The organism is Legionella gratiana, from assembly GCF_001467695.1.
GTDB lineage: Bacteria > Pseudomonadota > Gammaproteobacteria > Legionellales > Legionellaceae > Legionella > Legionella gratiana.
The window spans coordinates 233,410-259,412 of the sequence record NZ_LNYE01000006.1 but is presented as its reverse complement, the minus strand read 5'-3'; the positions used below and the strand labels follow the sequence as shown (position 1 = coordinate 259,412).

Genomic DNA, 26,003 nt, shown 5'->3' with positions numbered 1-26,003 from the left:
GTTCAAACAGTTTTGTGAGTGATCAGCTCTATGCCTTTCTTGTAATTAGTGCATGCAAGTGCCTCTTCTCCAAGTTTTTCATGAAGTATTCCTTTGGCTTCATAGGCTAAAGCTGTGGGTTCTATCTCATTGGACTTTTCAAGATAATATTTTGCTTTTCCCCAGAGTTGGAGCTTAATGCACAGTTGACCTAAGCATAAATAAAGCGCTGCTGAATGTGGGTTTTTTTTCAATAAGGACTCAGCAAAAGTCAGTTGATTTTCATCAGCAGGTAACATTCCATAAAGCTTTATTAATTGTGAACTAAAGTTTTTGCGTAGCGTGCGGTATAATATATTTTTTGCTGTGGTGAGTTCATTGTTTCTTAATAAAAAATGAGTATATTCTGCAATAATATCAGGATTACTAGCCAAAGCCTTAGGGAGGGCATGAAAAAACGAGTTTACTGCATCGCATTGATTTTGTTTGGCTAGATCAATGAGCCTTTGCAAATAAGTATTGTATTGTAATAGCTCAAACTCTTGTTGGTTAATTACTTTATATTTTTTTAGATCCGGCAAAAGAGCAATGAGTTGAGGCCAATCTTTTACCTCTTGATAGAGTCGCATTATTAGCATTAACACATAGGGATGACGCGGTGCTATAGCATGTAAATGCTTTAGGGTTGCTAAAGCTTGCTCCCATTGATGATTCGATAATTGCAATTCTGCCTGCGTTAATTCAACAGCAATTTTGGCTTCAGGCATGGATTGTTGGGCTGCTCGCAAGTAATCATCACGTAATTGATTATCCCCCATTTTTTGAGCCGCTCGAGCTGCGGTTAAATAATTAAGTAAGGGAGTATCTGAATTGGGTAAGGCCTGGATTAAATGATTTTTTGCTTTTAGCCAATTTCCTTCACTATATTCAATTAAACCCTTTCGGGTAATTGCTTGCGCTTTTCGAAAGCGTTTTTTTGCATGCCATTTAGTTAATGTACTGGGAGTATGAGTGATTGTCTGACATAGACGCAAAAAAAGATAGAGGACCATAAATAAGAGGATAACGGCTAAAGCAGCCACCCAAACCGTAGTTTCAATGGTCCAATGGTTCAATGCAATTAATACATAACCAGGGTCTTTATTAAGCTGAATGCCTAGAATTACAGCAACCAATAAGATCACGAAGGCAAAAAGAACACGCATCATTGTTGATCTCCTTCTTGTTCCTTATTTATAGATTGATTCGAAGCTCCTTTTTTACTCTCAATCAACTCATTGAGCATGGGAAGTGCTAAGCTCAAGGGTGGTCTTTTGGGAGTAACATTCATTTGCTGTAACTCGGTTAATTTTTTGATGAGCGCTGCTGTATTTTGTGTGTTCTCATTAAAATTTGTTTTAAGTGTGTTAATTGCTTGTTTAAGAACCAGTTGATAAACAAAAGAATCATGATTAAGAACGGCCCATTGAGCTTCTTGTAGATTGAGACGAAGATTTTCTTTAAGAGTGGCTTCAAGTAAAGGCGATAAAATCGGTTTGATTTCTTGATCATGACGGCGTATTACAATCAATTTTCCTAAGATATTTATACTGTCTTGTAAACGTGTGTTCCAGGAAGACGTATTATTGGGTAATGCGTTTGATGGTTTTGTTGTGGATTCGTCTCCAGGCATAGGAATACTGAGATGGTTAATACTATTTTGTGCTGCATCTAATTGACTTAACAATCCGGCAATATCTACAGGAGATATGGCTTGAATTTGTGCTACATCTTTCGCTATTGCTTGTCTTATAGCAAAGATCTTAGGCTCATTAAATTGTTTTAATAACTGATCTGCTTGCTCCAGTAGTGCTATTGTTGCATCAGAGCTATTACTCCAATGCGCATTGATCTGTGCTAATTCAAGATAATAGCGTGCTTTAAGCAGAAGCCAGTCTTGATTTTGATAAAATTTTTGGCTCATAGCGCTTTGTAATTGTTTGCTTAGAGCGTCAAACTTTGTTTGAAATTGGGTTTGAAGTTCTTCAGTATTTTTCGTTTTTGCATTGGTTTGTTCTTGAGTTTTCTCTTGTTTTTGTTCTAATTGTTTTAATTTTTCAGCGAGGTTAGAGTTTGTATTGATTAATTGATCGTGTAATTGGTTATTTAGGGAAAGCGTATATGCAGCTATAGCTAAAGCCCCTAATGCAAGGATGATTGCTAAAGTAGGTATAAAAAAATTATTGTTAAACGAATTATTGTTTTGAGACTTTGGCGCGTCACTTTGTCTTAAGCCTGGAGTTTTTTTTATTTTTTGCATCTCTTCTTCATTGCTACTGGCCATAGTTAATCCTTGTTTACGTAGTCAAACAGTGTATTTAGCACCTGATTAGGGTGACTTATTTTAATCCTATATATTCCTAATGAAGAGGCAATTTGAGCGAGACGCCCACTAATCACTAGCCATGTTTTATTTTTTAGCCAATCATGAGCCTCTTTATCAAACAGTTTAAAAAGGTTAAGCAGAGACTGTTCGCTTGTTAACAGTATAATGTCCACTAAGTCATCGCGCCATATCGATTGAACGAATAAAGGATTTATTTTGGGCATAACTCGTTGATATACCTTAAGAATGACTAGATTTGCCCCTTTTTGCATCAGTTCTTCTTCAATGAGGGGTCTGCCTTCTTTCCCTTTAAATAGTAGCACGTTTTGCTTTTCAAGGTCTTGTAAGGTTTCTAAGGAGAGTAAATGTTCGCTATCAGGAAGCTCAGGGATAGCATTAACTTGGATGTTGAATTGTTGCAGTGATGCGGCAGTTCCTTGGCCAATTGCAATAACTTGAATTGAAGAAGGCCAATTCAAGTTCAATCGATTTAATTGAGTAAAGCAATAATGGACCGCATTGGTACTAATAAAAATAGCATGATCTATATGGTTTAAATCCGGTAATAAAGAAACCCAATCACTGTTTGAGGCTTGAATTTCTAGGGTGGGGAGCTCAATGGCTATTCCTCCTGACGCACGGATGCATTGAGAGAGCTTATATGCTTGCTCTTGAGGTCGAGTATTTAAAATGCGCAAACCTTTTAGTGATTGATTCATTGCATCACCGATGCAAGAAGATTGGCTGCGCCTTGTGACATCAAGGATTGTGAACAGAGATCAGCCAGACTTTTTGCCTGATCCAACGCTCCTATTTGGGTGTCTTCGATGATCTGGGAACCATCAAGAGTTAGGATTTTTGCCTTTAAGCAAAGTTGATTCCTTTCAATGGGGGTACAGAAGACTGCTAATGGGACATGGCAATTTCCACCTAATTGTGCATTAACGCGACGTTCTGTATGGACACAAATCGATGAAATAGGATCATTTAATTCAGTAACAAGAGCTTGTGTTTCTTGATCATCTGTTCTGCATTCGATTGCCAAGGCTCCTTGCCCACATGCGGGTAACATGATTTCTGCGGATAATTGCTCTGTAATAACATGGCTGAAACCCATACGCTCAAGACCAGCAGCAGCGAGGATGATCGCTTGATATGCTCCGGACTTGAGTTTTTCGAGTCGAGTGTTAATGTTGCCTCGCAAAGGTGTAACACATAAATCCGATCGGTACGCTAAGAGTTGCGATTGTCTTCTAAGACTGGCTGTCCCAATGATGGCTTGCTGAGGCAGTGTCTGTAGACTGGTATGATTATAGCTGACAAAGACATCAAAGGGGTTGTCTCTTTTACAAATTGCAGCCAGGCAAAGTCCTTCTGGAAATTCTGCGGGCATGTCTTTTGATGAATGTACAGCAAAATCCGCTCTTTTATCCAGTAATGCTTCCTCTAATTCTTTGACAAATAAACCTTTTCCGCCAACAGCCAAAAGTTTATCTTTAAGAAACTTATCTCCAGAGGTGGTCATGGGTACTAATTCAATAGTAAGTTTTGGCCATTTGTTTAATAAACGTTGCCGGACATAATTTGCTTGCCATAGAGCAAGAGGGCTTTGACGTGTTGCTATACGTATTATTCTTGAATTCATTTTGATACTGCATTCAGGAGGAATGCAGTATCATACTCTTTTCATGATAAGGATGCACGCACTCCAAGGGCTATAAAAATATAGGTCCAGCCATTAATTATCATATCAATGGCAATAAACATTCCGATAACCCATAGACCACTAATTGGCCATTGTATGAGGATTAACAGGCCAAGGATAATGGCAGTAATCCCTGCGAACAACAGCCACCCCCATCCTGTTGCATTTTTTAAAGAAAATGCTAAAACGGTTCGAGTGATGCCAATAATAATAAGGACTGTGGCTAATAAAGCTGTAATTAGTGTGGAGGCTAAAAAGGGATCATAAAGGACAATCACGGCTCCAATCAGATATAAAAATGCGATTATTGCTTGCCAGAATATTCCCTGCCAGTCTCTGTGCTTAAAAATATCTATAAAATGAGACAGTGCAGAAATAATTAATAAGGCAGCAAAAAAGTACATACTGACAAGGGTTAATGCAATAACCATACTTAACCCGATACAGCCTAGAAAAACAAGTAATATACCTAATCCCAAGAGCCAACCCCAATTATGTCTAAGGGTATTTGGTGCGCAAATGCCACTGTTAGTCATGTCCATTTCCTTTTGTATAATCCTAACTTGGGCGCTCGTTGTCGATTCAACTGCCGAATTTAGGATAATCCATTAATAATTAATAATCCCAATAGAAATATAGCCTAATTTTCAAAGAGTTGTCGAATTTTTAACATCTTAGGCAGGAAAAGGAGTAACTGGGGGTAGTGTATCACTTGAGGCGATCTGCCACATAACGGCCAATTAATTGACCGATGATGATTGCTAGATAACTTTGCCCTAGAAAAGACTCTGTCCACACAAAAGTTTGAGCGATGGGTTTAAGCGGTACAATTTCACCAAATCCTACGGTGGTTAAGGTAATAAATGAGAAATAAATTGCTTGTATTTCATCCTGTGGCTGTAATTCGGTAAAAGAAAAAGGACTTATTGATTCCAATAATAAGTAAAGATAGGCAAAAATAAGACCGATAAATAAATAGGCTGATAAAGAGCCGAATAACGTAGTAACACTAATTGTTTGATCTTGCAACGTGAAATAAAGACAAAAGAAAGTCATTAAAATTAAAAAAATAATAATAATTAATAATCTTAGTGTATTTACATGAATCACATCAAAGTAGTATTCCAGTATGAATAAACTAATCCTTAGAAAAATAAGAGCTGCAATTAGAAACAGCACATTTTTGTTCCGGCCAATGATAAATAAGCTTGATGCTGTAAGAATTCCAAAAATAATATCGGAGCGATCGGCCCATCCTAATTGAGCGGTGATTGCTTTAAAGAAGCAAAATGCAATCAGGATGACAAATAAAGCTAGAAATCGATAACGAGAGATCAGCTTAACCATGTTCTTCCTTGGTAAATAAATAGTACTATCGCGCTTTTTTATACTGCATTAGCCTATATTTATATTAAACTAACGTGAGTTCGACATAAAAGCATTTCCATGCCTTTATGTCGAATGAATTTTTCGATTCTTTTAATTTCATCGTCTGGAAAAAAAAATGACTTCTCTGTATCATCATGCTTATTATCATGATGGTGTATTGGCATGAGGTTACAGTTATTGATTTCATTGTGTTGTTTTTCATTGGTGTTGTATGCAAGCGATGAGGCACAGCAACATGAAGTTCAATTAAGAATCCAACCTGTCGGCCAAGTTTCTGTGCAACGTCAAGCTAAATTAGATAATAAAGCTACGCGTGATGATGCGTCTCAAGAAACGGCTGGACGAGAAATTTATGAACATCATTGCGTTGTTTGTCATAAGGATGGTCTGGCCGGAGCACCTAGATTTAAGAATGAACAAGATTGGAAACCTAGGTTGGCTGGTAGAAAATTAGATGATTTAGTTGCTTCCTCACTCAAAGGTTTAAATGCTATGCCAGCAAAGGGGACATGTATTAAATGTAATGAAGATGATCTTAAAGCGGTTATATCCTATATGTTGCCAAAATCATGAGAAAAATTACTTATCGGAAAATTCAAGCTTTTAATGCAGTGCTAACAGCAGTTATGTTATTTGCGTCTTTTTATTTTGAATATGTTGTCGGATTGATGCCTTGTCCGTTATGCATGATGCAGCGCATTTGTGTTTTTTTATTATTGGCTGTTATAGGAGTAAGTTTTTGCACTTTAAAAAGAGCACATCTCATTAGTTTCTTGCAAATCATTATTGCATGCGCAGGCTTGTATTTTTCGCTACGCCAATTATGGTTACAGTCTTTACCAGAAGGAAATGCACCTGCTTGTATGCCAGGCTTAGATATTCTAATTCAGTATTTTCCTTGGCAAACAGTAGTCAAAACGTTGCTCTTAGGGACAGGTGATTGTGCTGAAGTCGATTGGCAGTTGTTAGGAATTTCAATGCCCGGATGGTGTGCGCTGTATTTTTTATTTATAGCACTTACGGGATGTTTTTTGTTTTGGCATACTCGAAAGAGCTCATCGATAATCACTACAAAATAAGTGCCTTAGTAGCAGGTCACGGGAGATGGTGAATCTTGGCCAGAACGGGGCTGTGTTACCCTTAGTACAAACACTAAATTGTTTTTGATGTATTAAACTGCAGATTTTGGCTACTGTAATCTGTATGATGTTCCTGTTGTCCAAGTAACGTGTGTGATAAATAAGGTTTCACTTGATTTTTTTCAGGATGCGAGAACCGGAGCATTTGATTTTTAAACTGAGTAATACGAGCAGCGGATTCTTCAGATTGGGGAACGTCCACTGTTTGTAATAATTCTAATAATATAGGACGTGGTTGGTGACATACAATTAACATATCACAACCTGCTCTAAGTGCTTCTTCAGTTCGCGTCATTAAGTTACCTATATCTGCACCAGTCATGCTCAAGCAATCGCTTAAAATCATACCTGTAAACTTCAAGTCGTGACGTAAAATTTCTTGCAACCAAATTGTTGAAAAGCCGGCGGGTTTATTGGTATCAACTGCTTTATAAGTCACATGAGCAGGCATAATCGCGCCTAATCGCTCTTTTTTTATTAACTCAATAAATGGTTTTAAATCTTTAGTTTTCAATTCATCAAGAGAAGTCATAGAAATAGGCATGGTGATATGTGAGTCCGAACCAACTCTTCCATGTCCTGGAAAATGTTTTCCTACGGCAGGCATTCCTGCGGCATTCATTCCCTCAATAAACGCGTTTGCTAAAGCTGTAACTGCATCGGGATCATGATGAAAAGCTCGATCCAAGCGAGCAATAATGGGGCTTATGTCACGTAAATCGAGGACAGGAGCAAGGCTTAAATCAATACCACATGCCAATAAATCATTGGCCATGATTTCTCCATACTGTCTTGCAAGTTTAATTCCTGCTTCTGGAGATAGATCATATACGTCACCATAGACACGAGCAGCGGGTAGGGAACGAAAGCCTTGGCGCAAAAATCGCTGAATGAATCCTCCTTCATGATCCGTAGCAATGAAAATATGTGGATTGATTGTATGGATTTCAGAAGAGAGTTGTTCTAATTGCTGTGGATTCTCGAAATTACGGGTAAAAAGAATGACAGCTCCTACATTAGGATGTTTTAAAAGCTCCCGTTCAATATCAGAAAGTTCTGTGCTTTCAAGATCAATCATGAATAAATTAGAATTTGAACTGGGCATATTGGGTATCCTTATTAGGGTCTATGCATCATATCATAAGTTGTATTATGTTTAATACGCCTCATGCTGGTAATCTGAGTTTGACTTAGCTATCATCACCTATTTTGAGTTATTTTTATTAAATGAAAACCTTTTCTTGCGAAGTGTTATACAAACACTCAGCGACTCAAGCGCGAGTGACACGTGTCATTACAGCTCATGGTGAATTTATTACCCCTGTTTTTATGCCAGTAGGTACGCGAGCAGGTGTAAATAATATGACTCCAAGCGAATTGCATGAGGCGCATAGTCAGATCATTTTAGGGGGTAATACCTACCATATGTTATGTGCTCCGGGAATGAAGGTTATTGAGCAAGCGGGTGGAATGCATCCTTTTATGGGATGGCATGGCCCTATGTTAACCGATAGTGGTGGTTTCCAAGTTTTTAGTTTATCCAAGAATAATGAAATTTGTACTATTGATGAAGAGGGGGCTCATTTTAGATTGCCTGGTAGCCAGGGATTGATTCATATGACTCCGGAAATGTCTCTAGAAACTCAGAAAATCATTGGTGCTGATATCATCATGGCGTTTGATCAATGCACTCCAGACAGGTGTACTAAGGATGAAGTGAGTCATATCATGACTCGTACGCATCGTTGGTTAAAACAATCAATGGATTATCATCAGCAGCACCCTAATTCACGATATGGATATGAGCAAGCTCTTTTTGGCATTATTCAAGGTGGGACTTTTAACGATCTGCGCCGTGAAAGTGCGGATTTTGTCTCGTCAATGAATCCAGAAGGTATTGCTATAGGAGGTGAAACTATAGGTTTTAATATGGAAACTACAGTTGAGGTTATCCGCTGGGTACGCGATTATTTACCGGATAATAAGCCGCGTTATACCATGGGTGTAGGAATGTCACCTCAGGATCTCTTAGAGGTCGTTGCGGAAGGAATTGATATGTTTGATTGTGTTGCGCCAACTCGTAATGCGCGTCATGGCTCTTTGTATTGTGGTGAGCTCGTTCGAGAAGGCAATTGGATGCGTTTTGTTAGTGAGTATGAAAACGAGCGCATTCAAATAAAAAAATCATGTTTTGCTGAGGATATGTCGCCAATTATGGCGCAATGTACCTGTTATACATGTCGTCATTACTCACGGTCTTATTTGCATCAGCTGTCCAAGCAAAAAACGAATTTATTTACAGCATTAGCGAGTATTCATAATGTTCACGTCATGCATTATGTTTGTGATAAAATACGTGATCTGATAATGAATGAACGTGTGACATAAAAGGGGAAATATGACTTTTATGTCGCTAGGGCGGATGTTATTTCAAGTATCTTGTGAGATCACATTCTGAGGGTTTGATATAAAAGTACTGCAAAATTTTTATATCCTTAAATAGCGCTATTTTGCATTAACTTAAAAATGACAGGAGCGATAATGATTGTAATCAGTACATCTAAAGGTGACATTCATATACAGTTAGATACAGAGAATACTCCAGCAACAGCGGAAAATTTTCTTAATTATGCGCGCAGTGGCTTTTATAATAATACAATTTTTCATCGTGTTATTGCTGGTTTTATGATTCAAGGTGGTGGGCTTGATTCAGAGATGAAACAAAAGAAAACTAATGAACCTATCAAAAATGAAGCAAAGAATGCGAAGCCGAATAAGCGAGGTTCTATCGCGATGGCTCGAACCATGGACCCTCATTCCGCTACAGCGCAATTTTTTATTAATGTTGTTGATAATCCATTTTTAAATTACAGTGCTGACCATATGCAAGGATATGGCTATTGTGTTTTTGGCGAAGTTATTGAAGGTATGGATGTTGTGGATGCTATTGCCAAAATAAAAACCGGGCAACATATGGGATATGCTGATGTACCTGTTGAGGAAATTAGTATTGTTGAAGTGAAAGAGATATAAATAAATACTAAGGCATGTTGGTAATTCATTTTCCTCACTTACGTGAATGCTTATTCAGCAGGACTAGGCAATGAGGAACCTGGGCGAAGATCTGGAAGATCCGAAACCCAGGGAGACTTGTATGTCAAAATTAGGACTTTTGCTTACGTTTTTTGATACTTTCTGAATAATCAAAGATAGGTATTTCAATATGAAAGAAAATCGCCAAGAGGCGAGCGATAAAAATACTGACAAGTGTAATAATCACATTCATATTTGCTGGGATATGAAAATAATCTAGAGTGATAAAAAGCAATGCTCCGGCAAGTGCAATCACGGCATAAAGTTCTTTCCTTAATACCAAGGGGATATCATTACATAAAATATCTCGCAACATTCCCCCACAAATACCAGTTATCATGCCACTAATAATTGCAATACTGGGTGATAGCCCATGATGGAGTGCTTTTTGAGTGCCTATAATGACGAAAGTAGATAAGCCTAATGCATCAAGTATTAGGAATATTTTAATAATCCGTATTAATGAATGGGCAATAAATATAGTTAGAAAAGCACATAACGATGTGTATAAGAGATACTCAGGATGGATAACCCAAGTTAAGGGATAAGTGTTAAACAGCGTATCTCTTACTGTTCCACCACCTAATGCAGCAATGCTGGCAATAAGCATCACTCCAAAAAAGTCCATTTTTTTGCGTCCCGCAGCCAATGCGCCAGTAATTGCTTCAACGCAAATACCCATGATAAATAAATAATGAAGTAACATTTGGATTCAGTGTTTTTTTAAAATGCAATAATAGCACTATTGGATCAAATAGAGAAATATTAAGGCTTATAAAAATGTTTTACTGAGGTTAAAGCCAAATCAATAATTTTTTTAGATTGATCTTCATCAGCATTAATTAGGCTCACATCATTAATTAACTCCAGTAAAAAGCGAGATATTTCTGGCTCTGACAATGTGCTGTTATAAAGCGATGATGCTTTTACAAAGATATAGTGAAGCACATTTTTGTTAATGGATATTTTATCTTCAACGATACCAGGACCATTGATTGGGTCGCCAAATAATAGCCAGCCGGGAGAAACCTTGAGTTTTGCAGCAATATCTACTAGTTTGATCGGTTCAGGAATGGCTTTACCACGAAGATACTTGCGACATATTTGTAATGAATAACCTGTAATTTCAGAAAGCTTATGGATACATACCCCAGAAGTAGAGCGTTGGGAGTTATATCCTGCAGCGACCATTGCATCCCGTAAACGATCAGCAAATTGTTTCGCTAGGTTGGTTTTTTCCATAGTTGCTGGATTATCAATTTGGAGTGGTATGAGTATAACAAAATGAAATTGATTCGCAAATAAAAAGTATTATTGGAAACTTTGAGTTTCTTTTCGAAATTTAAAGTTGACAAACGAGTCTAAATAACTATAATGTGCACCTGAAACCAATAAAAGGTTTCCACATTGTCCAAAGGAACTATGCGACACACGATGGAACACGTGCCACATATGAGTCCAAATAGAAGAGAAAGTGGTTTAAGCATAGCGCTTAACCTCGCAATAAGTGCCTGAGTGGTTCCCCTTCACTCAGGCCTTTCTTCTAAACGTTAAACCAATGGAATCAAATTTGGGAAGAGAATTTAAAAGGAATGAATTTTTTTGCTATATATCTTTTAATAAATTCACCAGTAAATTAATAGAGTTAGCAAGAGTATTCTGCTCATTTTCGTCTAAAGATTGTAGGTTTTCATTTAATCGATTATGGAGAAGGTAAGGGGCCGCGCTAACAAACTCCCTTCCTTTTTCGGTAATATCAATATAAATGATCCGACGATCTTTAATATCGCGTGTACGAAGAACGAATTCTTTTTCTTCCAGCCGATCGATTACCCCTACTAAAGTACTCATTGATAAATAGACTCTTTTAGAAAGAGTAGAGATTGTCATAATCCCATTTTCATAAATTTCATACAGACATACGATTTGTGGTACGGTTAAACCATAACATTTATTTAACCTTCTGGAATGAAAATCCATTTGTTGCATGATCTTGCGTAAAGCAAGAATGATATTCTTAGAGCATTGCTCGGACTGCATGACACTTTGTTCTTTTTTCTCATTCTGATTTTTTAAAATATTATTCATGGATGGTCTTTCAAAGATTTAAGGTTGAAAAAAAGTATATTAACCGTTAGTATCCTTAAATAATTTGTATACGAATTATATCAATAGATATGAATATTCAAGGCACTATACTGCGCGCGATCATAATTTCAAGTTTTTTGATGCGAGTGATTTTTGTTCCAATTAGACAACTAAATCGCAGCGCAACAGCACGTTTATTGTCAAGATTTAATCGTCTAATTGGAACAAAAATCACCAGGTAAAAACTTGGAATTATGATCGCGCACAGTATGCCTATTGTACCTGACTATTCAAGCTAACTATATAGAGCTCCTCAAAAATATCGAAGAGCGTGACTTGCCAATGGCATCCAATAATAATAAAAAGAAGGATTAATTATGCGAAGTCAACTCAACGAATCCTTGTCAAAATTAACTGAAGATACTCCGCAATCGAATGACCAAGAAGAAATTTATTTTAATAGCGGGGGAGTACTCACTTTAGGTGTAGAACTTGAACTACAACTCATCAATGCAGAAAACTACAATTTGTGTTCTAGAGCAGAAGATATTCTTGCTGCTCTGTCTCACTTAGAAAAAATTAAGCCAGAATTCTATTTAAGCACCATTGAAGTAAACACTGACAAATGCAGGATTGTACAAGAGGTTGAAGAGGATCTTTATGCAACATTATTTGAACTTCAACACGTATCGAAAAAACTTGGAATTCTACTTTCAACAACGGGTTCTCACCCATTTTCCAAATATTCTGACTGGGAGATTTCACCAACAGCACGTTATTTGGATTTAATTGATCGTAATCAATGGCTTACGCGTCGTATGAGTGTATACGGTCTACATGTACATCTAGGGATGTCGAGTGGAGAAGAATGTATACGGTTTAATAATTTTTTTATGTATTTTCTCCCTCATTTGTTAGCGCTTTCCTCAAGTTCTCCATTTTGGCAAGGAATAGACACGGGCCTTGCTTCATGCCGTCCGACCACATACGAAGCACTGCCTACAGCAGGCCAACCTTATCATGTCCGCTCATGGCAGAATTTTGAGCATTTGTATAAGACACTGAAATCCTGTGGTTCTATAAAATCACTCAAGGATTTATGGTGGGATTTAAGACCAAGTCCAAATTTTGGAACATTGGAGATTCGTGTTTGCGATGGTACGGCGACCCTTGCAGAAACATTAGCCCTAGTTGCATTGATACATACTCTTGCCCATTGGTTTGCCGATAATGGAAGTTGGCTTGAATCAGTAGCATACCCTCCTTATTGGCTTTCTCGAGAAAATAAATGGAGAGCGATTCGTTATGGTTTAGATGCGGAATTGGTGATGAATACAGAGGGAAAAATGAAATTAATGCGTGAAGATATTAAAGAGTGGATAGAAAAATTAAAACCCTATATTGAGCAACTTAACTATCAAACCTATTTTGCAACTCTTCAGGCTATTATGGATTCAGGAACAAGTTCCGAGCGTCAAAGAAAAGTGTTTGCATACAATAACTGTTTTGAAGATGTTGTGAAGCACAATGTGAGTGAATTTTTGTTGCAAGTTCCCTTATATAGGCGTGAGGTGATTATTTCTTGAACCCAGAAAAGCAGTTGAGTCATGAATAAATCATTTGCTTTGTAACCTTACCTTATTATATACTTCCTGCCAGTATATATGCAGGTCAGTTTATAGGCACGTAGCTCAGTGGTAGAGCACCACCTTGACATGGTGGTGGTCGGTGGTTCGATCCCACTCGTGCCTACCATGCAACAGAATTAGTAGTTCAGGAGCGTGAACCTTTCGTGTACGTGATGCCTGAAATTTGAGTCCCTAGAAAGTTTAAACCCTGCTATGCAGGGTTTTTTTATAGATGCTTACGGATAAAAATCATGCCAAACATTAAATTGCCTGATGGAAGTATAAAACATTATGAAGAGCCTTTAACTGTTTATGATGTGGCTTACAGTATAAGCCCTGGACTGGCTAAAGCCGCCTTGGCGGGTCGTGTTGATAACCAATTAGTTGATACTTCTTATCTTATTAAAAATGATTGTGCATTAGTGATTCTTACTGAAAAACAAGAAGAGAGTATCGAGGTTATTCGTCATTCTACTGCTCATTTATTAGCACAAGCTGTTAAAAGTATTTTTCCTTCAGCTCAAGTAACTATTGGTCCAGTGATTGAAGATGGTTTTTATTATGATTTTGCTTTTCAACGAGCGTTTACTCCGGAAGATTTGGAGTTAATCGAAGCTAAAATGGTGGAGTTGGCAAAAGCAAATTACCCTGTGACTCGCAGAGAACTACCTCGTGATGAGGCAATCCAATATTTTAAGAGTATTGGTGAAGAATATAAAGCGAAGATTATTGCTGATATTCCTAAAGATGAAGTATTGTCTTTATACAAACAAGGTGATTTTGAAGATTTATGTCGTGGTCCTCATGTTCCGGCAACGGGTTTTTTAAAAGCATTTAAGTTGACTAAAGTAGCGGGGGCATATTGGCGCGGTGATTCCAATAATGAAATGCTCCAGCGTATTTATGGCACTGCTTGGGCTGACAAAAAGGCTCTGGCCGACTATTTATTTCGCTTGGAAGAAGCTGAAAAGCGCGATCATCGTAAATTAGGCAAGAGTTTGGAGCTGTTTCACTTTCAAGATATTGCGCCTGGAATGGTTTTCTGGCATCCCAAAGGCTGGACTATTTATCAAGAGCTTGAGCGTTATATGCGCCATCGTTTAGCAGATTTTGGCTATCAAGAAATTAGAACGCCACAGTTGGTCGATCGCGTACTTTGGGAAAAGTCAGGTCATTGGGCTAATTTTAGAGATGAGATGTTTGTTACCGAGACAGAAAATCGTCATTATGCTGTAAAGCCAATGAATTGTCCTTGCCATGTTCAAGTATTTAACCAAGGCTTAAAAAGTTATAGGGATTTACCGCTACGTTTTTCAGAGTTTGGTAATTGCCACCGATGTGAGCCATCAGGATCATTACATGGTCTAATGCGAGTTCGCAATATGGTTCAAGATGATGCTCATATTTTCTGTACGGAAGATCAAATTCAATCAGAAGTGGCTATGATGTTAGAGCTAGTCCAATCTGTGTATCTTGATTTTGGATTTAAAGAAATTAAATATCGTTTGGCATTGCGTCCTGAAAAAAGGGTAGGCAGCGATGAAGTTTGGGATAAGGCAGAAGCAGCCTTAAAACAAGCGATGAAAGACAGAAATATAGAATGGGTTGATGCGCCAGGTGAAGGTGCTTTTTATGGGCCCAAAATAGAATGTTCCTTATTTGATTGTTTAGGTAGAATTTGGCAATGTGGCACGATACAAGTTGATTTTTCGATGCCTGGACGTTTGGAGGCCATTTATATTGCCGAAGATGGTAGCAAACAAACACCGGTCATGGTACATCGTGCTATCCTAGGATCATTTGAGCGCTTTATGGGAATTTTGATCGAGCATTATGCAGGAAAGCTACCTTTGTGGTTGTCGCCAGTGCAAGCTGTAATCATGACAATTAGTGAAAAACAGAACGAGTATGCAGAAAAAGTAACACAAATTTTGCAAAAAAGAGGAGTTCGTGCCAACTTTGACTTGAGAAATGAGAAAATTGGCTTTAAAATTCGCGAGCATACTTTACAAAAAATCCCATATCTATTAGTAATAGGGGATAAAGAAGTTGAGTCAGACCAAGTTGCTGTACGCACACGAGAAGGTACAGACTTGGGTGTGATGACAATAGATACAATTTGTGATACCTTGCTGCAAGAAATTGCTCGTAAAGGGTCAGTTATTAATTAATAAACAGGGGGGATTAAACCATTAGTGCACCAACTAAGCGTGAAAATGATCGCGCACGAATTAATGAACAGATCAATGTACCTGAGGTACGCTTAATTGATGTCGATGGTAATCAAGCAGGAATTGTTTCCACACGTGAAGCCCTGCGTGCAGCGGAAGAAGGTGGATTGGACCTAGTAGAGATTTCTCCAACAGCCAAACCCCCTGTATGCCGTATTATGGATTACGGCAAGTTTCTCTTTGAGCTGAGTAAAAAACAAGCTGAAGCTAGAAAAAAGCAGAAGCAAATTCAGGTTAAAGAATTAAAATTCCGTCCAACAACGGAAGATGGAGATTATCAGGTCAAGCTACGCAACCTGATCCGTTTCCTAAATCATGGTGATAAAGTCAAAATCACACTGCGGTTTCGTGGTCGTGAGATGGCTCATCAAGAACTTGGTATGAAAATTCTAGAGCGTATACAGCAGGATACAGCTGATTTTGCTATTGTGGAGCAGCAGGCGAAACGCGAAGGAAGACAATTACTGATGGTATTATCACCCAAAAAAACTAAAAGCTGAGTAAATGCGGAGTATATTGTTATGCCGAAGTTGAAATCACATCGCGGAGCGTCTAAACGCTTTCGTAGAACAGCAAGTGGCGCGATTAAACGTCGCGGTGCTTATAGAAATCATATCCTTACTAAAAAGTCTACCAAGCAAAAGCGTCATTTACGCGTAGAAGCTGGAACTTTAAAGCCATGCGATGCACGTTTGGCAGAACGTATGTTGCACGGTAGTTAAGGGAGGAAATGAAAAATGCCAAGAGTTAAACGTGGTGTGACCGCAAAAGCGCGTCACAAGAAGGTTATGGATCAAGCAAAAGGTTATTACGGTGCTCGTAGCCGAACCTATCGCATGGCCAAACAAGCAGTAATTAAAGCAGGTCAATACGCATATCGTGATAGACGCCAGAAAAAACGTCAGTTTCGTGCATTGTGGATCACTCGAATTAATGCACAAGCTCGTGAGTGTGGCCTATCATACAGTCGTCTAATTGATGGGTTGAAAAAAGCATCAATTGAATTAGATAGAAAAGTATTGGCTGATCTGGCTGTTCATGACAAAGTAGCTTTCGCTGCAATTGCAGAACAAGCTAAGGCTGCATTAGCAAAATAATCTTTGTGTTTTTTGCCTTGGATTTATATCCTAGAAAAATGACATGAATAAAGGTAAGTTTGCAAAATGAACTATTTAAGGAGGCTGCGGCCTCCTTTTTACTTGTGGGTATAACTATGCAGGATATCATCACCATACAAGAACAGGCTTCCGAAGCAATTAAAAATGCACAGGATGTTTCAGGATTAGAGTTAATTCGCGTTGATTTTTTAGGCAAAAAAGGAAGACTTACTGAAATTTTAAAAGGTCTTGCTCATTTATCTGCTGAAGAAAAACCTAAAGTAGGTCAGCTTGTGAATCAGGCAAAGCGTGAAATTAGTGCTTTGATTGAAACAAAAATGCTTGAACTGAAACAAAAACAACTGTTAGAAAAGCTATCGGCTGAACGCATTGATATAACACTTCCCGGACGTAAGAAGGAGAGTGGTTCCTTACATCCAGTAACTCAAGTCAAGCATCGAATTAACGAATTTTTCAGTCGTATGGGTTTTGATATCGTTGATGGCCCGGAAATTGAAACAGAATTTTATAATTTTGAAGCGCTTAATATTCCTGCACACCATCCGGCTCGCGCGATGCATGATACCTTTTATTTCGGTGATGGTCGTCTTTTACGGACACATACTTCCCCAGTACAAATTCGTACCATGGAGCAATGTAAACCGCCATTTCGGTTAATTGCTCCAGGAAGAGTCTATCGTTGTGACTCAGATCTTACTCATACACCGATGTTTCATCAAGTTGAAGGGCTATTGGTAGATAAACAAGCTACTTTAGCGAGCTTAAAGGGGCTACTACACGATTTTTTCGCCGATTTTTTTGGTCGCCAATTAGCATTACGGTTTAGACCCTCCTATTTTCCTTTTACAGAGCCCTCGGCTGAGGTTGACATTGAATGTACTCAATGTAGTGGGGAAGGCTGTCGTTCCTGTAAATTTACTGGATGGTTAGAAGTTTTAGGTTGTGGTATGGTGCATCCTAATGTTCTAAAAGCAGTAAATATCTCACCGGATGAATATCAGGGCTGGGCGTTTGGTATGGGTATGGATCGATTGGCTATGTTGTATTATGGAATAGATGACTTGCGTATGATGTTTGAAAATGATCTGTCTTTTTTAAGTCAATTTTGAGGGATAGGATTGTCAATAGGCTTCAATGGCAATAGGTGACGCTTTTGTTAAACGTGATGCGAATTGAACATATCGATACCGAGTAAAAATCAATCATGCAGTAAGGACTTTAGATGAAACTAAGTAAATTGTGGTTACACGAATGGGTTAATTTTTCACTGTCTGAACAGAAATTGGCCGATCAATTGACTATGGCTGGTTTGGAGGTGGATGCGGTAAGCCCTGTAGCAGGAGAGTTTTCTCATGTAATCGTTGCTGAAGTTCTTAGCACAAAACCTCATCCTAATGCAGATAAATTGACTTTATGCGAAGTAAACGCAAATACAGAAAAACCGTTGCAAATCGTTTGTGGTGCTTCGAATGTAAGAGCAGGATTAAAAGTAGCTCTGGCTATGGTTGGGGCACGCTTGCCAGGTGGTTTTAATATTAAAGAATCAAAGTTGCGTGGTGAGTTATCTCAAGGGATGCTCTGCTCAGTCAGTGAATTGGGTATGGCAGAGCAATCTGATGGAATTATGGAGTTAGAAGGTGATGCACCTATAGGAATGGATTTGCGCAAATATTTGACTCTTGATGATTATATATTGGATATTGATTTAACGCCTAACCGTGCGGATTGCTTTAGTGTTTTGGGTATTGCACGTGAAATAGCAGTATTGAATAAAATACCCTTATTGGAAAAAGAAATTTCTCCGGTTACTCCAAGTATTGATGATGTTTTTCCAATACATTTGAACGCTCCTGAGGCATGTTCTCGTTATTGTGGTCGAATTATTCGCAAAATAAATGCTCAAGCAAGCACGCCTTTATGGATGAGTGAGCGTTTACGTCGAAGCGGTATTAGGTCCGTTCATCCTGTTGTTGATGTAATGAATTATGTCATGCTTGAATTAGGCCAACCCATGCATGCTTTTGATTTGAATGAAATCAGCGGGGAAATAAAGGTACGCTATAGTAACCAAGAAGAGCAATTAGAGTTGCTTGATGGCCAAAAATTAACTTTGAACGAAAAAGTATTAGTGATTGCTGATAAGGAAAGACCTTTAGCAATGGCTGGAATTATGGGGGGAGAAGCAAGCTCTGTGCAAGCGCATACCACAGATGTCTTTTTAGAAAGCGCCTTTTTTAATCCCATTGTCATTGCCGGAGTGGCCAGGAAATTTGGTTTATTTAGTGATTCATCGCAACGCTTTGAACGAGGTGTAGATCCAAACCTACAAATAAACGCTTTAGAAAGAGCTACCGCATTAATTTTAGAAATTGTCGGTGGCGAAGCTGGACCGATTATTGAGGTTTCTGATCAAAGATACGTACAGAGCACCGTATGTTTTTCGTTTAATACGGAAAAAGTTAAAAAATTGACTGGGCTTAATATTTCTTTGAAGGAAATGAAGCGTTTCCTTGAGGGTTTAGGTATTAAAATTACAAAAGAACAAAATCATTTTCTTGATGTGATTATTCCTTCGTATCGCTTTGATATTCAGCGGGATGAGGACTTGGTTGAGGAAATCATTCGCCTTTATGGATACGATAATTTACATGCTGAACCTACATATACGCTAGTACAAGCAGGAAAAACATGCGGCAACGAAGAAATAGCAACAATACTTTCGCGCTGGTTTGCAAGCAGAGGGTACCACGAGACGATCAGTTACAGTTTTGTTGATCCTGAATTACAACATGAGCTTTATCCACGTAAAGCATTTATGCAATTACTTAATCCTATTTCTTCCGAATTATCGCAAATGCGGACAGGAATGTGGCCAGGTTTAATCGCCTCTCTGATATATAATGTACACCGTCAACAAAATGAAGTTAAATTTTTTGAAATTGGTGTGGTTTTTGATATGGATCAAGAGCAGTTAAAAGAGCGTCCCTGCATCGCAGGTTTGTTGATGGGGGAACAAGGCAGTGTTCATTGGAGTGAAACGACTCGATTGTATGATTTTTTTGATTTAAAAGGAGATCTTCAATCTTTATTCGCTTCATTAAAATTAAAGCATGTAGCGTTCATTGCTACAGCACATGACGCATTGCATCCTGGACAATCAGCTCAAATCAATATAAAGGGTGTTCCTTCGGGCTGGCTGGGAACGTTGCATCCTCGCTTAACAGATGCTCTGGATTTACATCATGATGTTCTTCTCTTTGAAATCAATTTAGAGGCATTAATAGGATGCGAAGCACCACGTTATAAACCGATTTCAAAATACCCTCAAATTCGAAGAGATTTATCCTTTTTAATCGATACTGATATCGAGGTCATGCACATTGAATCAGCAGTAAGAGCTACTGTAAAAGAGAACTGGTTAAAATCCTTTGATGTATTTGATGTATATACAGGAGAAGGCATTCCTTTGGGTAAAAAAAGCTTGGCGATTTCTCTAACCATTCAAGATGAAAGTCGTACTTTGGTTGACACCGAGATTAATTCTTTAATTGATGCTATAATCAATACGTTAGAAAATAAATTTTCAATCATATTGAGGGAATAATCGTGAATGCATTGAGCAAAGCTATAATGGCAGAAACCTTGTGTGATGAATTAAAGTTGTCCAAACCTGCCTCAAAGGAGATGGTCGAGAGTTTTTTTGAAGAATTACGACATGCTCTTGAACATGGACATCATGTAAAATTATCTGGATTTGGTAATTTTACTTTAAGGGACAAACCACAAAGGCCAGGTAGAAACCCCAAGACTGGAGAAGAAATTCCTGTAGTAGCGAGAAGAGTTGTGACTTTTAAACCAGGCTTGAAGCTAAAAAGTAAAATTGAATCCATAGGAAAATAATTCATTGAACTATTACTCGAAACATATTTTTTTATGTACCAACAAGAAGGCAGCAGGTAAACAATGCTGCGCCAATTCTGGTGGAGAAGAGTACTTTGATTATATAAAATCACGGCTTTTAGAGCTGGGAATGCATGGACCGGGAAAAGTTCGCATTAGCAAAACAGGTTGTCTTGGTCGCTGCAGTTCAGGTCCATGTATCGTGATTTATCCTGAAGGCGTATGGTATAGTTATTCATCTTTTGCTGATATCGATGAAATCATAGAAAAACATTTAATTTCTGGTAATATTGTTACTCAGTTGTTAATGGATCAAGTGTGAAAGTTGCTCTATTTACACGGATTTTAATAATTATTTATAAATTTTTTTCCTTTATACTTGTAGGATGATTCTGTTTTGGTTAAAATCGCCCGTCCATGATAGAAGATTACCAATTTAGGCGGTTCGGAGTTCATTTAATGAAGACATTTAGTGCCAAAAGCCATGAAGTCAAACGTGACTGGTTAGTAGTTGATGCCAGCGATAAGGTTTTGGGTCGCTTAGCAACTGAAATTGCCCGTCGTTTACGGGGCAAGCATAAAGCTGAGTATACTCCCCATGTTGATACTGGAGATTATATTATTGTTACAAATGCTGAAAAAGTTATTGTAACTGGTCGTAAGTTTACCGATAAGATGTACTATCGTCATACTGGATATCCAGGTGGAATAAAATCAGATAGTTTTGAAAAATTACAAGCAAGAAATCCTGTCAGAATTATCGAAATAGCTGTTAAAGGCATGTTACCAAAGAATCCTTTGGGAAGAGAAATGTATCGTAAGCTGAAAGTATATGCGGGCAACGAGCATCCACATGCTGCACAGCAACCCAAACAACTTGATATTGAGGAATAAGTATTATGGCTGAAGTGAAGCAATACTACGGCACTGGTCGTAGAAAAAGTTCAACAGCTCGTGTGTTTTTACGCCCAGGTAAAGGTGAGATCAAAGTCAACGGTCGTACTTTACAAGAATATTTTTGCCGTGAAACTTCGTGCATGGTGGTTATGCAGCCACTGGAAACCGTTGATCTTGTTGACAAGTTCGATGTTTACGTTACAGTAACTGGTGGTGGAATCTCTGGTCAGGCAGGCGCTGTACGGTTAGGAATTGCAAGAGCGTTGGTTGCTTATGATGAAAAGGGATTGGCAGAAGATGCAGAGCCTAGTCCTGATTCTGTTCGTAGAAGACTTCGTGCTCGAGGTTTACTCACCCGTGATTCACGTCGTGTTGAAAGAAAGAAAGTCGGCTTGCACAAAGCTCGTCGTGCAACCCAATACTCAAAACGTTAATTGTTTATTGGTTAAAGAAACCCCGCATTGTCGGGGTTTTTTATTTACGGATCTAGGCGTTGCTGGTGTTTGCATCCCCAGTCTACGTACTGCACTTTATTTGTGACATCCAGCTCTTCATTAAAAGAATAATGATGTTTATTATTCAAAATTATCTCGATCACGAAGTAGGTAACTTAACGTGAGTATCGGATAAGGAGAGATAGAATATATTCCATCTCCACCTCGCGCAGCGTGGGGAAGGGGCAGGGAGAGGGGGATAAAATAGCGTCACCTAGCGATACAAACTCTAAAAGATTGCTTGTGCAATCGATTAACTCCCTCTTCCCAACCCTCCTCCACGCTGCGCGCCGTGGAGGAGGAACTCCTTATCCGAAACTCACGTTAGTTACAACATATGTAGGCGATATTATGGTGAGTAAAAATAATGATCCTGAGCACGAACAGGATAAAAATGATTTGGTAGATGCTGAACGACGCCAATTTTTGGTAACTACAACCTGTGTACTAGGCGGTATTGGAGCTCTATGTGCCTTAACTCCCTTTGTTGCTTCTTGGTTACCTAGCGCTAAAGCTCAGGCTGAAGGAGCCCCTGTGCAGGTTGACTTAAGCAAATTAGAGCCTGGAGAACAAGCAATCGTTGAATGGCGTGGCAAACCAGTATGGATCATTAGACGAACTCAAGAAATGTTGCAACGATTAACGACGAATTCTACGTCACTCCGCGACCCTCATTCATTGACTGCTCAACAACCCCATTATGCAAAAAATGAATATCGTTCTATTAACCCAGAGTATTTGGTACTTATTGGAATTTGTACCCATCTAGGTTGCTCACCTAAATACAAGCCAAATCTTGGTGATTTAGGACCTAACTGGCCAGGTGGTTTTTTTTGTCCTTGTCATGGTTCTACTTTTGATCTTTCAGGTAGAGTCTTTAAAGATGTTCCAGCCCCCATTAATCTGGAAGTACCCCCGTATTATTTTATTGATGAACACACTATTGTAATTGGTGAGGAAAGAGACTAACTAAATGAATAGATTCTTCAATTGGATCGATGAGCGTTTTCCTTTGGCAAGTACTTGGAAGAAGTATTTCAGTGCTTACTATGTTCCAAAGAATTTGAATTTTTTTTATATTTTTGGCGCATTAGCGATCATAGTTTTAGCCAATCAATTTATTACTGGATTATGGCTTACTATGTTTTACACTCCCAGTGTTGAGCAAGCATTTTCTTCAATTGAATACATCATGCGTGATGTTCATTTTGGTTGGTTATTACGCTATATGCATTCAACAGGAGCTTCGGCATTTTTTATTGTCATTTATTTGCATCTGTTTCGTGGCCTACTTTATGGCTCCTATCAAAAGCCTAGAGAGTTAGTCTGGCTTTTGGGAATGTTTTTATATGTACTGCTTTTGGCGGGTGCATTTTTTGGCTACTTATTACCTTGGGGGCAGATGTCCTATTGGGGGGCTGAAGTCATCACTTCCTTATTTGATGCTATTCCCTACGTAGGCAAAAATCTTGTGATCTGGCTTAGAGGCGATTATGCAGTTGGTAATGCTACATTGCAGCGCTTTTTTGCGTTGCACGTTATTGCTATCCCATTGTTACTGTTGTTGCTTGTATTTTTGCACATCGTTGCCTTACATAAGGTAGGTTCTAACAATCCAGAAGGAATTGAGTTTAAAAATAGACTCGATGTAGACGAAAAGCAGTTTGACTTAATTCCTTTTCATCCTTATTACCTCATTAAAGATTTAGTCGCGGTGCTCGGATTCCTCATTTTATTTTTTGCAGTGGTATTTTGGGCTCCTGAAATGGGGGGATATTTTTTAGAGCATAATAATTTTGTACCAGCAAACCCGCTTATTACACCCGATCATATTGCCCCAATGTGGTATATGTCGCCTTTTTACGCCATGTTACGTGCTATACCTAATAAATTACTTGGAATCACATGCATGGGTCTCGCACTATTATTACTTTTTTTACTACCATGGCTTGATCGTAGTTCCGTACGTTCCATGCGCTATAAAGGGAAATGGTCACAAATAATGCTCTTTTTAGGTGTGCTTGCGTTTGTAGTATTGGGGTACTTAGGCACAATCCCAGTAACGCCAGTGCGTTTGTTTCTTGCTCGATTAGCTACAGTATTTTATTTTGCTTATTTTGTCCTTATGCCTTTTTACACACGCATAGAAGCCACTCGTCCTCTCCCGATTCACTTAGGAGGGCGTTGATGCGGTTCTTTTATCTTCTCTTATTAGCAGGGTTATTGGTTACTCAGCAAGTATTGGCACATTCATTTTCAATCAATATACACGATCAGGCGAGCCTACAAAGAGGTGCTAAGCTTTTTATGAATTATTGTTCGGGTTGTCACTCATTAAACTATTTAAGGTATAATCGCATGGCAGAAGGATTGGGCTTAATACGTTTTCCAGGACAAATCGATGAGGGTTTATTAAAAAACAATCTTATCTTCACTCAAGCAACAATTAATGATCCAATTCAGATTGCCATGCCACCGGAAGATGCAAAGCAATGGTTTGGGAGAGTACCTCCAGATTTATCATTAATTGTTCGGGAAAAAGGAACAGAATGGCTCTACAATTACTTGAATGGTTTTTACAAAGATGATTCTAGACCTTTTGGAACTAATAATCATCTTGTGCCTGATGTTGCGATGCCCAACATTTTGGATACATTACGTGATGAAATGGTAACTCGACAATTTGATGTGAGTTTATTAGACTTGGTGACTTTTCTTACCTACGTGAGTGAACCCACCCAGATTGAGCGTTACTCTATGGGATTTTTTGTGATTGGGTTTTTAATCATTTTATTTTTTGTCTCTTTGAGCTTAAAAGTAGTTTATTGGCGAAAAATCGGCATAAAGTAACCCAAAAAGGCAAAAATGTGGTAAAGTAATGGTTTTGTTTGTCTTTACCTTATTGTTACATATTTTAATGAATTGATAGGAGTTGCTCATGGCAATTGTTGCAAAGCGCACTATAATGTCTTTATTTTCAGATACGGATGATGTCTACAGTCATCAAGTTCGTATCGTGTTGGCTGAAAAAGGAGTTAATGTAGAAATTCTTGCAGCAAAGCAAGCAGAACCTAGTGCTGATCTGTTATCAGTTAATCCATATGGAACAATTCCTACATTAATCGATAGAGAACTTGTACTTTATGAACCACGTATTATTATGGAATATTTAGATGAGCGTTTTCCTCATCCACCGTTATTACCTGTTTATCCAGTTGCTCGTGCGGAAACACGAAAAATGATGCACAGAATAGAACATGATTGGTATTATTTAATGAATAATATCTTAAGAGATAAGAATGTTGAAGAGGCGAGAACAAGCTTATTTGAAAGTTTAGTGGCTCTTGAACCTGTTTTTGCAGATAAACCTTATTTTTTAAGTGATGAGTTTTCTTTATTGGATTGTGCATTAGCTCCCTTATTGTGGCGCTTGCCTCGTTTAGGGATAGATATTGCACCAGAGTTTAAAGGAATAATCGCTTACATGCAGCGCTTGTTCAAACGTGAATCGTTTCAAACAAGTTTGACTGACGTTGAGCGACAATTGCGAGCGGCATAAATATATGACTATGACATCAAATAAACCGTATTTAATTCGCGCTGCCTACGACTGGATAGTCGATAACGAATTAACACCTTATATTTTGGTTAATGCAGCATATTTAGGTGTACAGGTTCCAAGAGAGCACGTGAATCATGATCGTATTGTGTTGAACATTTCTCCAGCAGCTACTCGAGGTCTTTTGTTAGAGAATGATCGGATAATCTTTACGGCGCGTTTTTCAGGAAAGACAGAGCAAATTTTTGTTCCTCCAGCAGCTGTATTGGAAATATATGCCAAAGAAAATGGTAGGGGCATAGCCTTTGCACTTGAAGATGAAGAAGAGCCGCCTCCGGCATCTTCGGGCTCATCTACATCAGATGTTGAAGGCCCAGTGTCTTCTAAAAGTAAGCCATCGTTGAAATTAGTGAAGTAG

At 38.4% G+C, this 26,003-nt stretch carries 30 protein-coding genes and 1 tRNA gene; 21 read left to right on the top strand and 10 right to left on the bottom strand.

What is annotated here, in order from left to right; all coding sequences use genetic code 11:
• Nucleotides 1-2: 2 nt before the first annotated feature.
• The 6 genes from Lgra_RS03635 to Lgra_RS03610 form a co-directional block, all read right to left on the bottom strand.
• Nucleotides 3-1,187 carry a heme biosynthesis HemY N-terminal domain-containing protein gene (locus tag Lgra_RS03635; RefSeq protein ID WP_058497925.1) on the bottom strand — a complete coding sequence of 395 codons (1,185 nt, stop codon included), beginning with the start codon at nucleotides 1,185-1,187 and terminating at the stop codon, nucleotides 3-5.
• The gene (locus Lgra_RS03630) at nucleotides 1,184-2,302 is read right to left on the bottom strand and encodes a uroporphyrinogen-III C-methyltransferase (RefSeq protein ID WP_058497924.1); all 1,119 of its coding nucleotides are present in this window, start codon (nucleotides 2,300-2,302) and stop codon (nucleotides 1,184-1,186) included. The genes Lgra_RS03635 and Lgra_RS03630 overlap by 4 nt, the downstream gene beginning before the upstream one ends.
• Before the next feature lie 2 nt (nucleotides 2,303-2,304).
• On the bottom strand, nucleotides 2,305-3,063 hold the full coding sequence (locus Lgra_RS03625) for a uroporphyrinogen-III synthase (protein WP_058497923.1): 759 nt from the start codon (nucleotides 3,061-3,063) through the stop codon (nucleotides 2,305-2,307).
• Nucleotides 3,060-3,989 carry a hydroxymethylbilane synthase gene (gene hemC, locus Lgra_RS03620; protein WP_058497922.1) on the bottom strand — a complete coding sequence of 310 codons (930 nt, stop codon included), beginning with the start codon at nucleotides 3,987-3,989 and terminating at the stop codon, nucleotides 3,060-3,062. Before hemC ends, Lgra_RS03625 begins: the two co-directional genes overlap by 4 nt.
• Nucleotides 3,990-4,030: 41 nt before the next feature.
• Nucleotides 4,031-4,591, bottom strand: coding sequence for an HdeD family acid-resistance protein (locus Lgra_RS03615; RefSeq protein WP_058497921.1), 561 nt, complete (start codon nucleotides 4,589-4,591; stop codon nucleotides 4,031-4,033).
• A 166-nt stretch (nucleotides 4,592-4,757) separates the two neighbouring features.
• Nucleotides 4,758-5,396, bottom strand: a complete 639-nt coding sequence (locus Lgra_RS03610) for an ion channel (protein WP_058497920.1) — start codon at nucleotides 5,394-5,396, stop codon at nucleotides 4,758-4,760.
• Nucleotides 5,397-5,600: 204 nt separating this feature from the next.
• Here Lgra_RS03610 and Lgra_RS03605 point away from each other — a divergent pair, with 204 nt between their 5' ends.
• Together Lgra_RS03605 and Lgra_RS03600 are read left to right on the top strand one after the other, a co-directional pair.
• Nucleotides 5,601-6,011 (top strand): c-type cytochrome, encoded by a 411-nt coding sequence (locus Lgra_RS03605; protein ID WP_058497919.1) that lies wholly within the window; start codon nucleotides 5,601-5,603, stop codon nucleotides 6,009-6,011.
• The gene (locus Lgra_RS03600; RefSeq protein ID WP_058497918.1) at nucleotides 6,008-6,517 is read left to right on the top strand and encodes a disulfide bond formation protein B; all 510 of its coding nucleotides are present in this window, start codon (nucleotides 6,008-6,010) and stop codon (nucleotides 6,515-6,517) included. Before Lgra_RS03605 ends, Lgra_RS03600 begins: the two co-directional genes overlap by 4 nt.
• A 73-nt stretch (nucleotides 6,518-6,590) precedes the next feature.
• Here Lgra_RS03600 and nagZ read toward each other — a convergent pair whose 3' ends face one another.
• On the bottom strand, nucleotides 6,591-7,682 hold the full coding sequence (gene nagZ, locus Lgra_RS03595; protein ID WP_058497917.1) for a beta-N-acetylhexosaminidase: 1,092 nt from the start codon (nucleotides 7,680-7,682) through the stop codon (nucleotides 6,591-6,593).
• 122 nt (nucleotides 7,683-7,804) lie between these two features.
• Here nagZ and tgt point away from each other — a divergent pair, with 122 nt between their 5' ends.
• Both tgt and Lgra_RS03585 read left to right on the top strand, forming a co-directional pair.
• The gene (tgt, locus tag Lgra_RS03590) at nucleotides 7,805-8,965 is read left to right on the top strand and encodes a tRNA guanosine(34) transglycosylase Tgt (RefSeq protein ID WP_058497916.1); all 1,161 of its coding nucleotides are present in this window, start codon (nucleotides 7,805-7,807) and stop codon (nucleotides 8,963-8,965) included.
• Nucleotides 8,966-9,118: 153 nt separating this feature from the next.
• A complete protein-coding gene (locus tag Lgra_RS03585; protein ID WP_058497915.1) occupies nucleotides 9,119-9,610 on the top strand; it encodes a peptidylprolyl isomerase in 492 nt (163 codons plus the stop codon).
• A 130-nt stretch (nucleotides 9,611-9,740) separates the two neighbouring features.
• Here Lgra_RS03585 and Lgra_RS03580 read toward each other — a convergent pair whose 3' ends face one another.
• The 3 genes from Lgra_RS03580 to Lgra_RS03570 form a co-directional block, all read right to left on the bottom strand.
• Nucleotides 9,741-10,376 carry a trimeric intracellular cation channel family protein gene (locus Lgra_RS03580; protein WP_058497914.1) on the bottom strand — a complete coding sequence of 212 codons (636 nt, stop codon included), beginning with the start codon at nucleotides 10,374-10,376 and terminating at the stop codon, nucleotides 9,741-9,743.
• Nucleotides 10,377-10,435: 59 nt separating this feature from the next.
• Nucleotides 10,436-10,912: a helix-turn-helix domain-containing protein gene (locus Lgra_RS03575; protein WP_058497913.1), complete on the bottom strand. Its 477-nt coding sequence runs from the start codon at nucleotides 10,910-10,912 to the stop codon at nucleotides 10,436-10,438.
• A gap of 363 nt (nucleotides 10,913-11,275) precedes the next feature.
• On the bottom strand, nucleotides 11,276-11,758 hold the full coding sequence (locus Lgra_RS03570) for a MarR family winged helix-turn-helix transcriptional regulator (RefSeq protein WP_058497912.1): 483 nt from the start codon (nucleotides 11,756-11,758) through the stop codon (nucleotides 11,276-11,278).
• 377 nt (nucleotides 11,759-12,135) lie between these two features.
• On the opposite strand from Lgra_RS03570, the gene Lgra_RS03565 reads away from it, so the two are divergent.
• From Lgra_RS03565 to Lgra_RS03485, 17 genes are all read left to right on the top strand, one after another.
• A complete protein-coding gene (locus tag Lgra_RS03565) occupies nucleotides 12,136-13,344 on the top strand; it encodes a carboxylate-amine ligase (protein ID WP_058497911.1) in 1,209 nt (402 codons plus the stop codon).
• 94 nt (nucleotides 13,345-13,438) lie between these two features.
• A tRNA-Val gene (locus Lgra_RS03560) sits at nucleotides 13,439-13,513 on the top strand.
• Nucleotides 13,514-13,637: 124 nt separating this feature from the next.
• Nucleotides 13,638-15,557, top strand: coding sequence for a threonine--tRNA ligase (gene thrS / locus Lgra_RS03555; RefSeq protein WP_058497910.1), 1,920 nt, complete (start codon nucleotides 13,638-13,640; stop codon nucleotides 15,555-15,557).
• Between the two features lie 20 nt (nucleotides 15,558-15,577).
• Nucleotides 15,578-16,117, top strand: a complete 540-nt coding sequence (gene infC, locus Lgra_RS03550; protein WP_058497909.1) for a translation initiation factor IF-3 — start codon at nucleotides 15,578-15,580, stop codon at nucleotides 16,115-16,117.
• Nucleotides 16,118-16,138: 21 nt separating this feature from the next.
• A complete protein-coding gene (gene rpmI, locus Lgra_RS03545) occupies nucleotides 16,139-16,339 on the top strand; it encodes a 50S ribosomal protein L35 (protein WP_058497908.1) in 201 nt (66 codons plus the stop codon).
• A gap of 15 nt (nucleotides 16,340-16,354) precedes the next feature.
• Nucleotides 16,355-16,714: a 50S ribosomal protein L20 gene (gene rplT, locus Lgra_RS03540; protein ID WP_058497907.1), complete on the top strand. Its 360-nt coding sequence runs from the start codon at nucleotides 16,355-16,357 to the stop codon at nucleotides 16,712-16,714.
• A 116-nt stretch (nucleotides 16,715-16,830) separates the two neighbouring features.
• Nucleotides 16,831-17,844: a phenylalanine--tRNA ligase subunit alpha gene (gene pheS, locus Lgra_RS03535; protein ID WP_058497906.1), complete on the top strand. Its 1,014-nt coding sequence runs from the start codon at nucleotides 16,831-16,833 to the stop codon at nucleotides 17,842-17,844.
• A 113-nt stretch (nucleotides 17,845-17,957) separates the two neighbouring features.
• Complete coding sequence (gene pheT / locus Lgra_RS03530; RefSeq protein ID WP_058497905.1) at nucleotides 17,958-20,339, top strand: phenylalanine--tRNA ligase subunit beta; 2,382 nt, start codon at nucleotides 17,958-17,960, stop codon at nucleotides 20,337-20,339.
• 2 nt (nucleotides 20,340-20,341) lie between these two features.
• The gene (locus Lgra_RS03525) at nucleotides 20,342-20,635 is read left to right on the top strand and encodes an integration host factor subunit alpha (RefSeq protein WP_058497904.1); all 294 of its coding nucleotides are present in this window, start codon (nucleotides 20,342-20,344) and stop codon (nucleotides 20,633-20,635) included.
• A gap of 4 nt (nucleotides 20,636-20,639) precedes the next feature.
• Nucleotides 20,640-20,957, top strand: a complete 318-nt coding sequence (locus Lgra_RS03520; RefSeq protein ID WP_058497903.1) for a (2Fe-2S) ferredoxin domain-containing protein — start codon at nucleotides 20,640-20,642, stop codon at nucleotides 20,955-20,957.
• A 137-nt stretch (nucleotides 20,958-21,094) separates the two neighbouring features.
• Nucleotides 21,095-21,529, top strand: coding sequence for a 50S ribosomal protein L13 (gene rplM, locus Lgra_RS03515; protein ID WP_058497902.1), 435 nt, complete (start codon nucleotides 21,095-21,097; stop codon nucleotides 21,527-21,529).
• Between the two features lie 5 nt (nucleotides 21,530-21,534).
• Complete coding sequence (rpsI, locus tag Lgra_RS03510) at nucleotides 21,535-21,966, top strand: 30S ribosomal protein S9 (RefSeq protein ID WP_058497901.1); 432 nt, start codon at nucleotides 21,535-21,537, stop codon at nucleotides 21,964-21,966.
• Nucleotides 21,967-22,377: 411 nt separating this feature from the next.
• Complete coding sequence (gene petA / locus Lgra_RS03505) at nucleotides 22,378-22,995, top strand: ubiquinol-cytochrome c reductase iron-sulfur subunit (RefSeq protein ID WP_058497937.1); 618 nt, start codon at nucleotides 22,378-22,380, stop codon at nucleotides 22,993-22,995.
• A gap of 4 nt (nucleotides 22,996-22,999) precedes the next feature.
• Entirely contained in the window at nucleotides 23,000-24,214 is a 1,215-nt protein-coding gene (locus Lgra_RS03500; protein WP_058497900.1) for a cytochrome b, read from the top strand.
• Nucleotides 24,214-24,876, top strand: coding sequence for a cytochrome c1 (locus Lgra_RS03495; RefSeq protein WP_058497899.1), 663 nt, complete (start codon nucleotides 24,214-24,216; stop codon nucleotides 24,874-24,876). Before Lgra_RS03500 ends, Lgra_RS03495 begins: the two co-directional genes overlap by 1 nt.
• An 88-nt stretch (nucleotides 24,877-24,964) precedes the next feature.
• Nucleotides 24,965-25,585, top strand: coding sequence for a glutathione S-transferase N-terminal domain-containing protein (locus Lgra_RS03490; protein ID WP_058497898.1), 621 nt, complete (start codon nucleotides 24,965-24,967; stop codon nucleotides 25,583-25,585).
• Nucleotides 25,586-25,589: 4 nt separating this feature from the next.
• Nucleotides 25,590-26,003: a ClpXP protease specificity-enhancing factor gene (locus tag Lgra_RS03485; RefSeq protein ID WP_058497897.1), complete on the top strand. Its 414-nt coding sequence runs from the start codon at nucleotides 25,590-25,592 to the stop codon at nucleotides 26,001-26,003.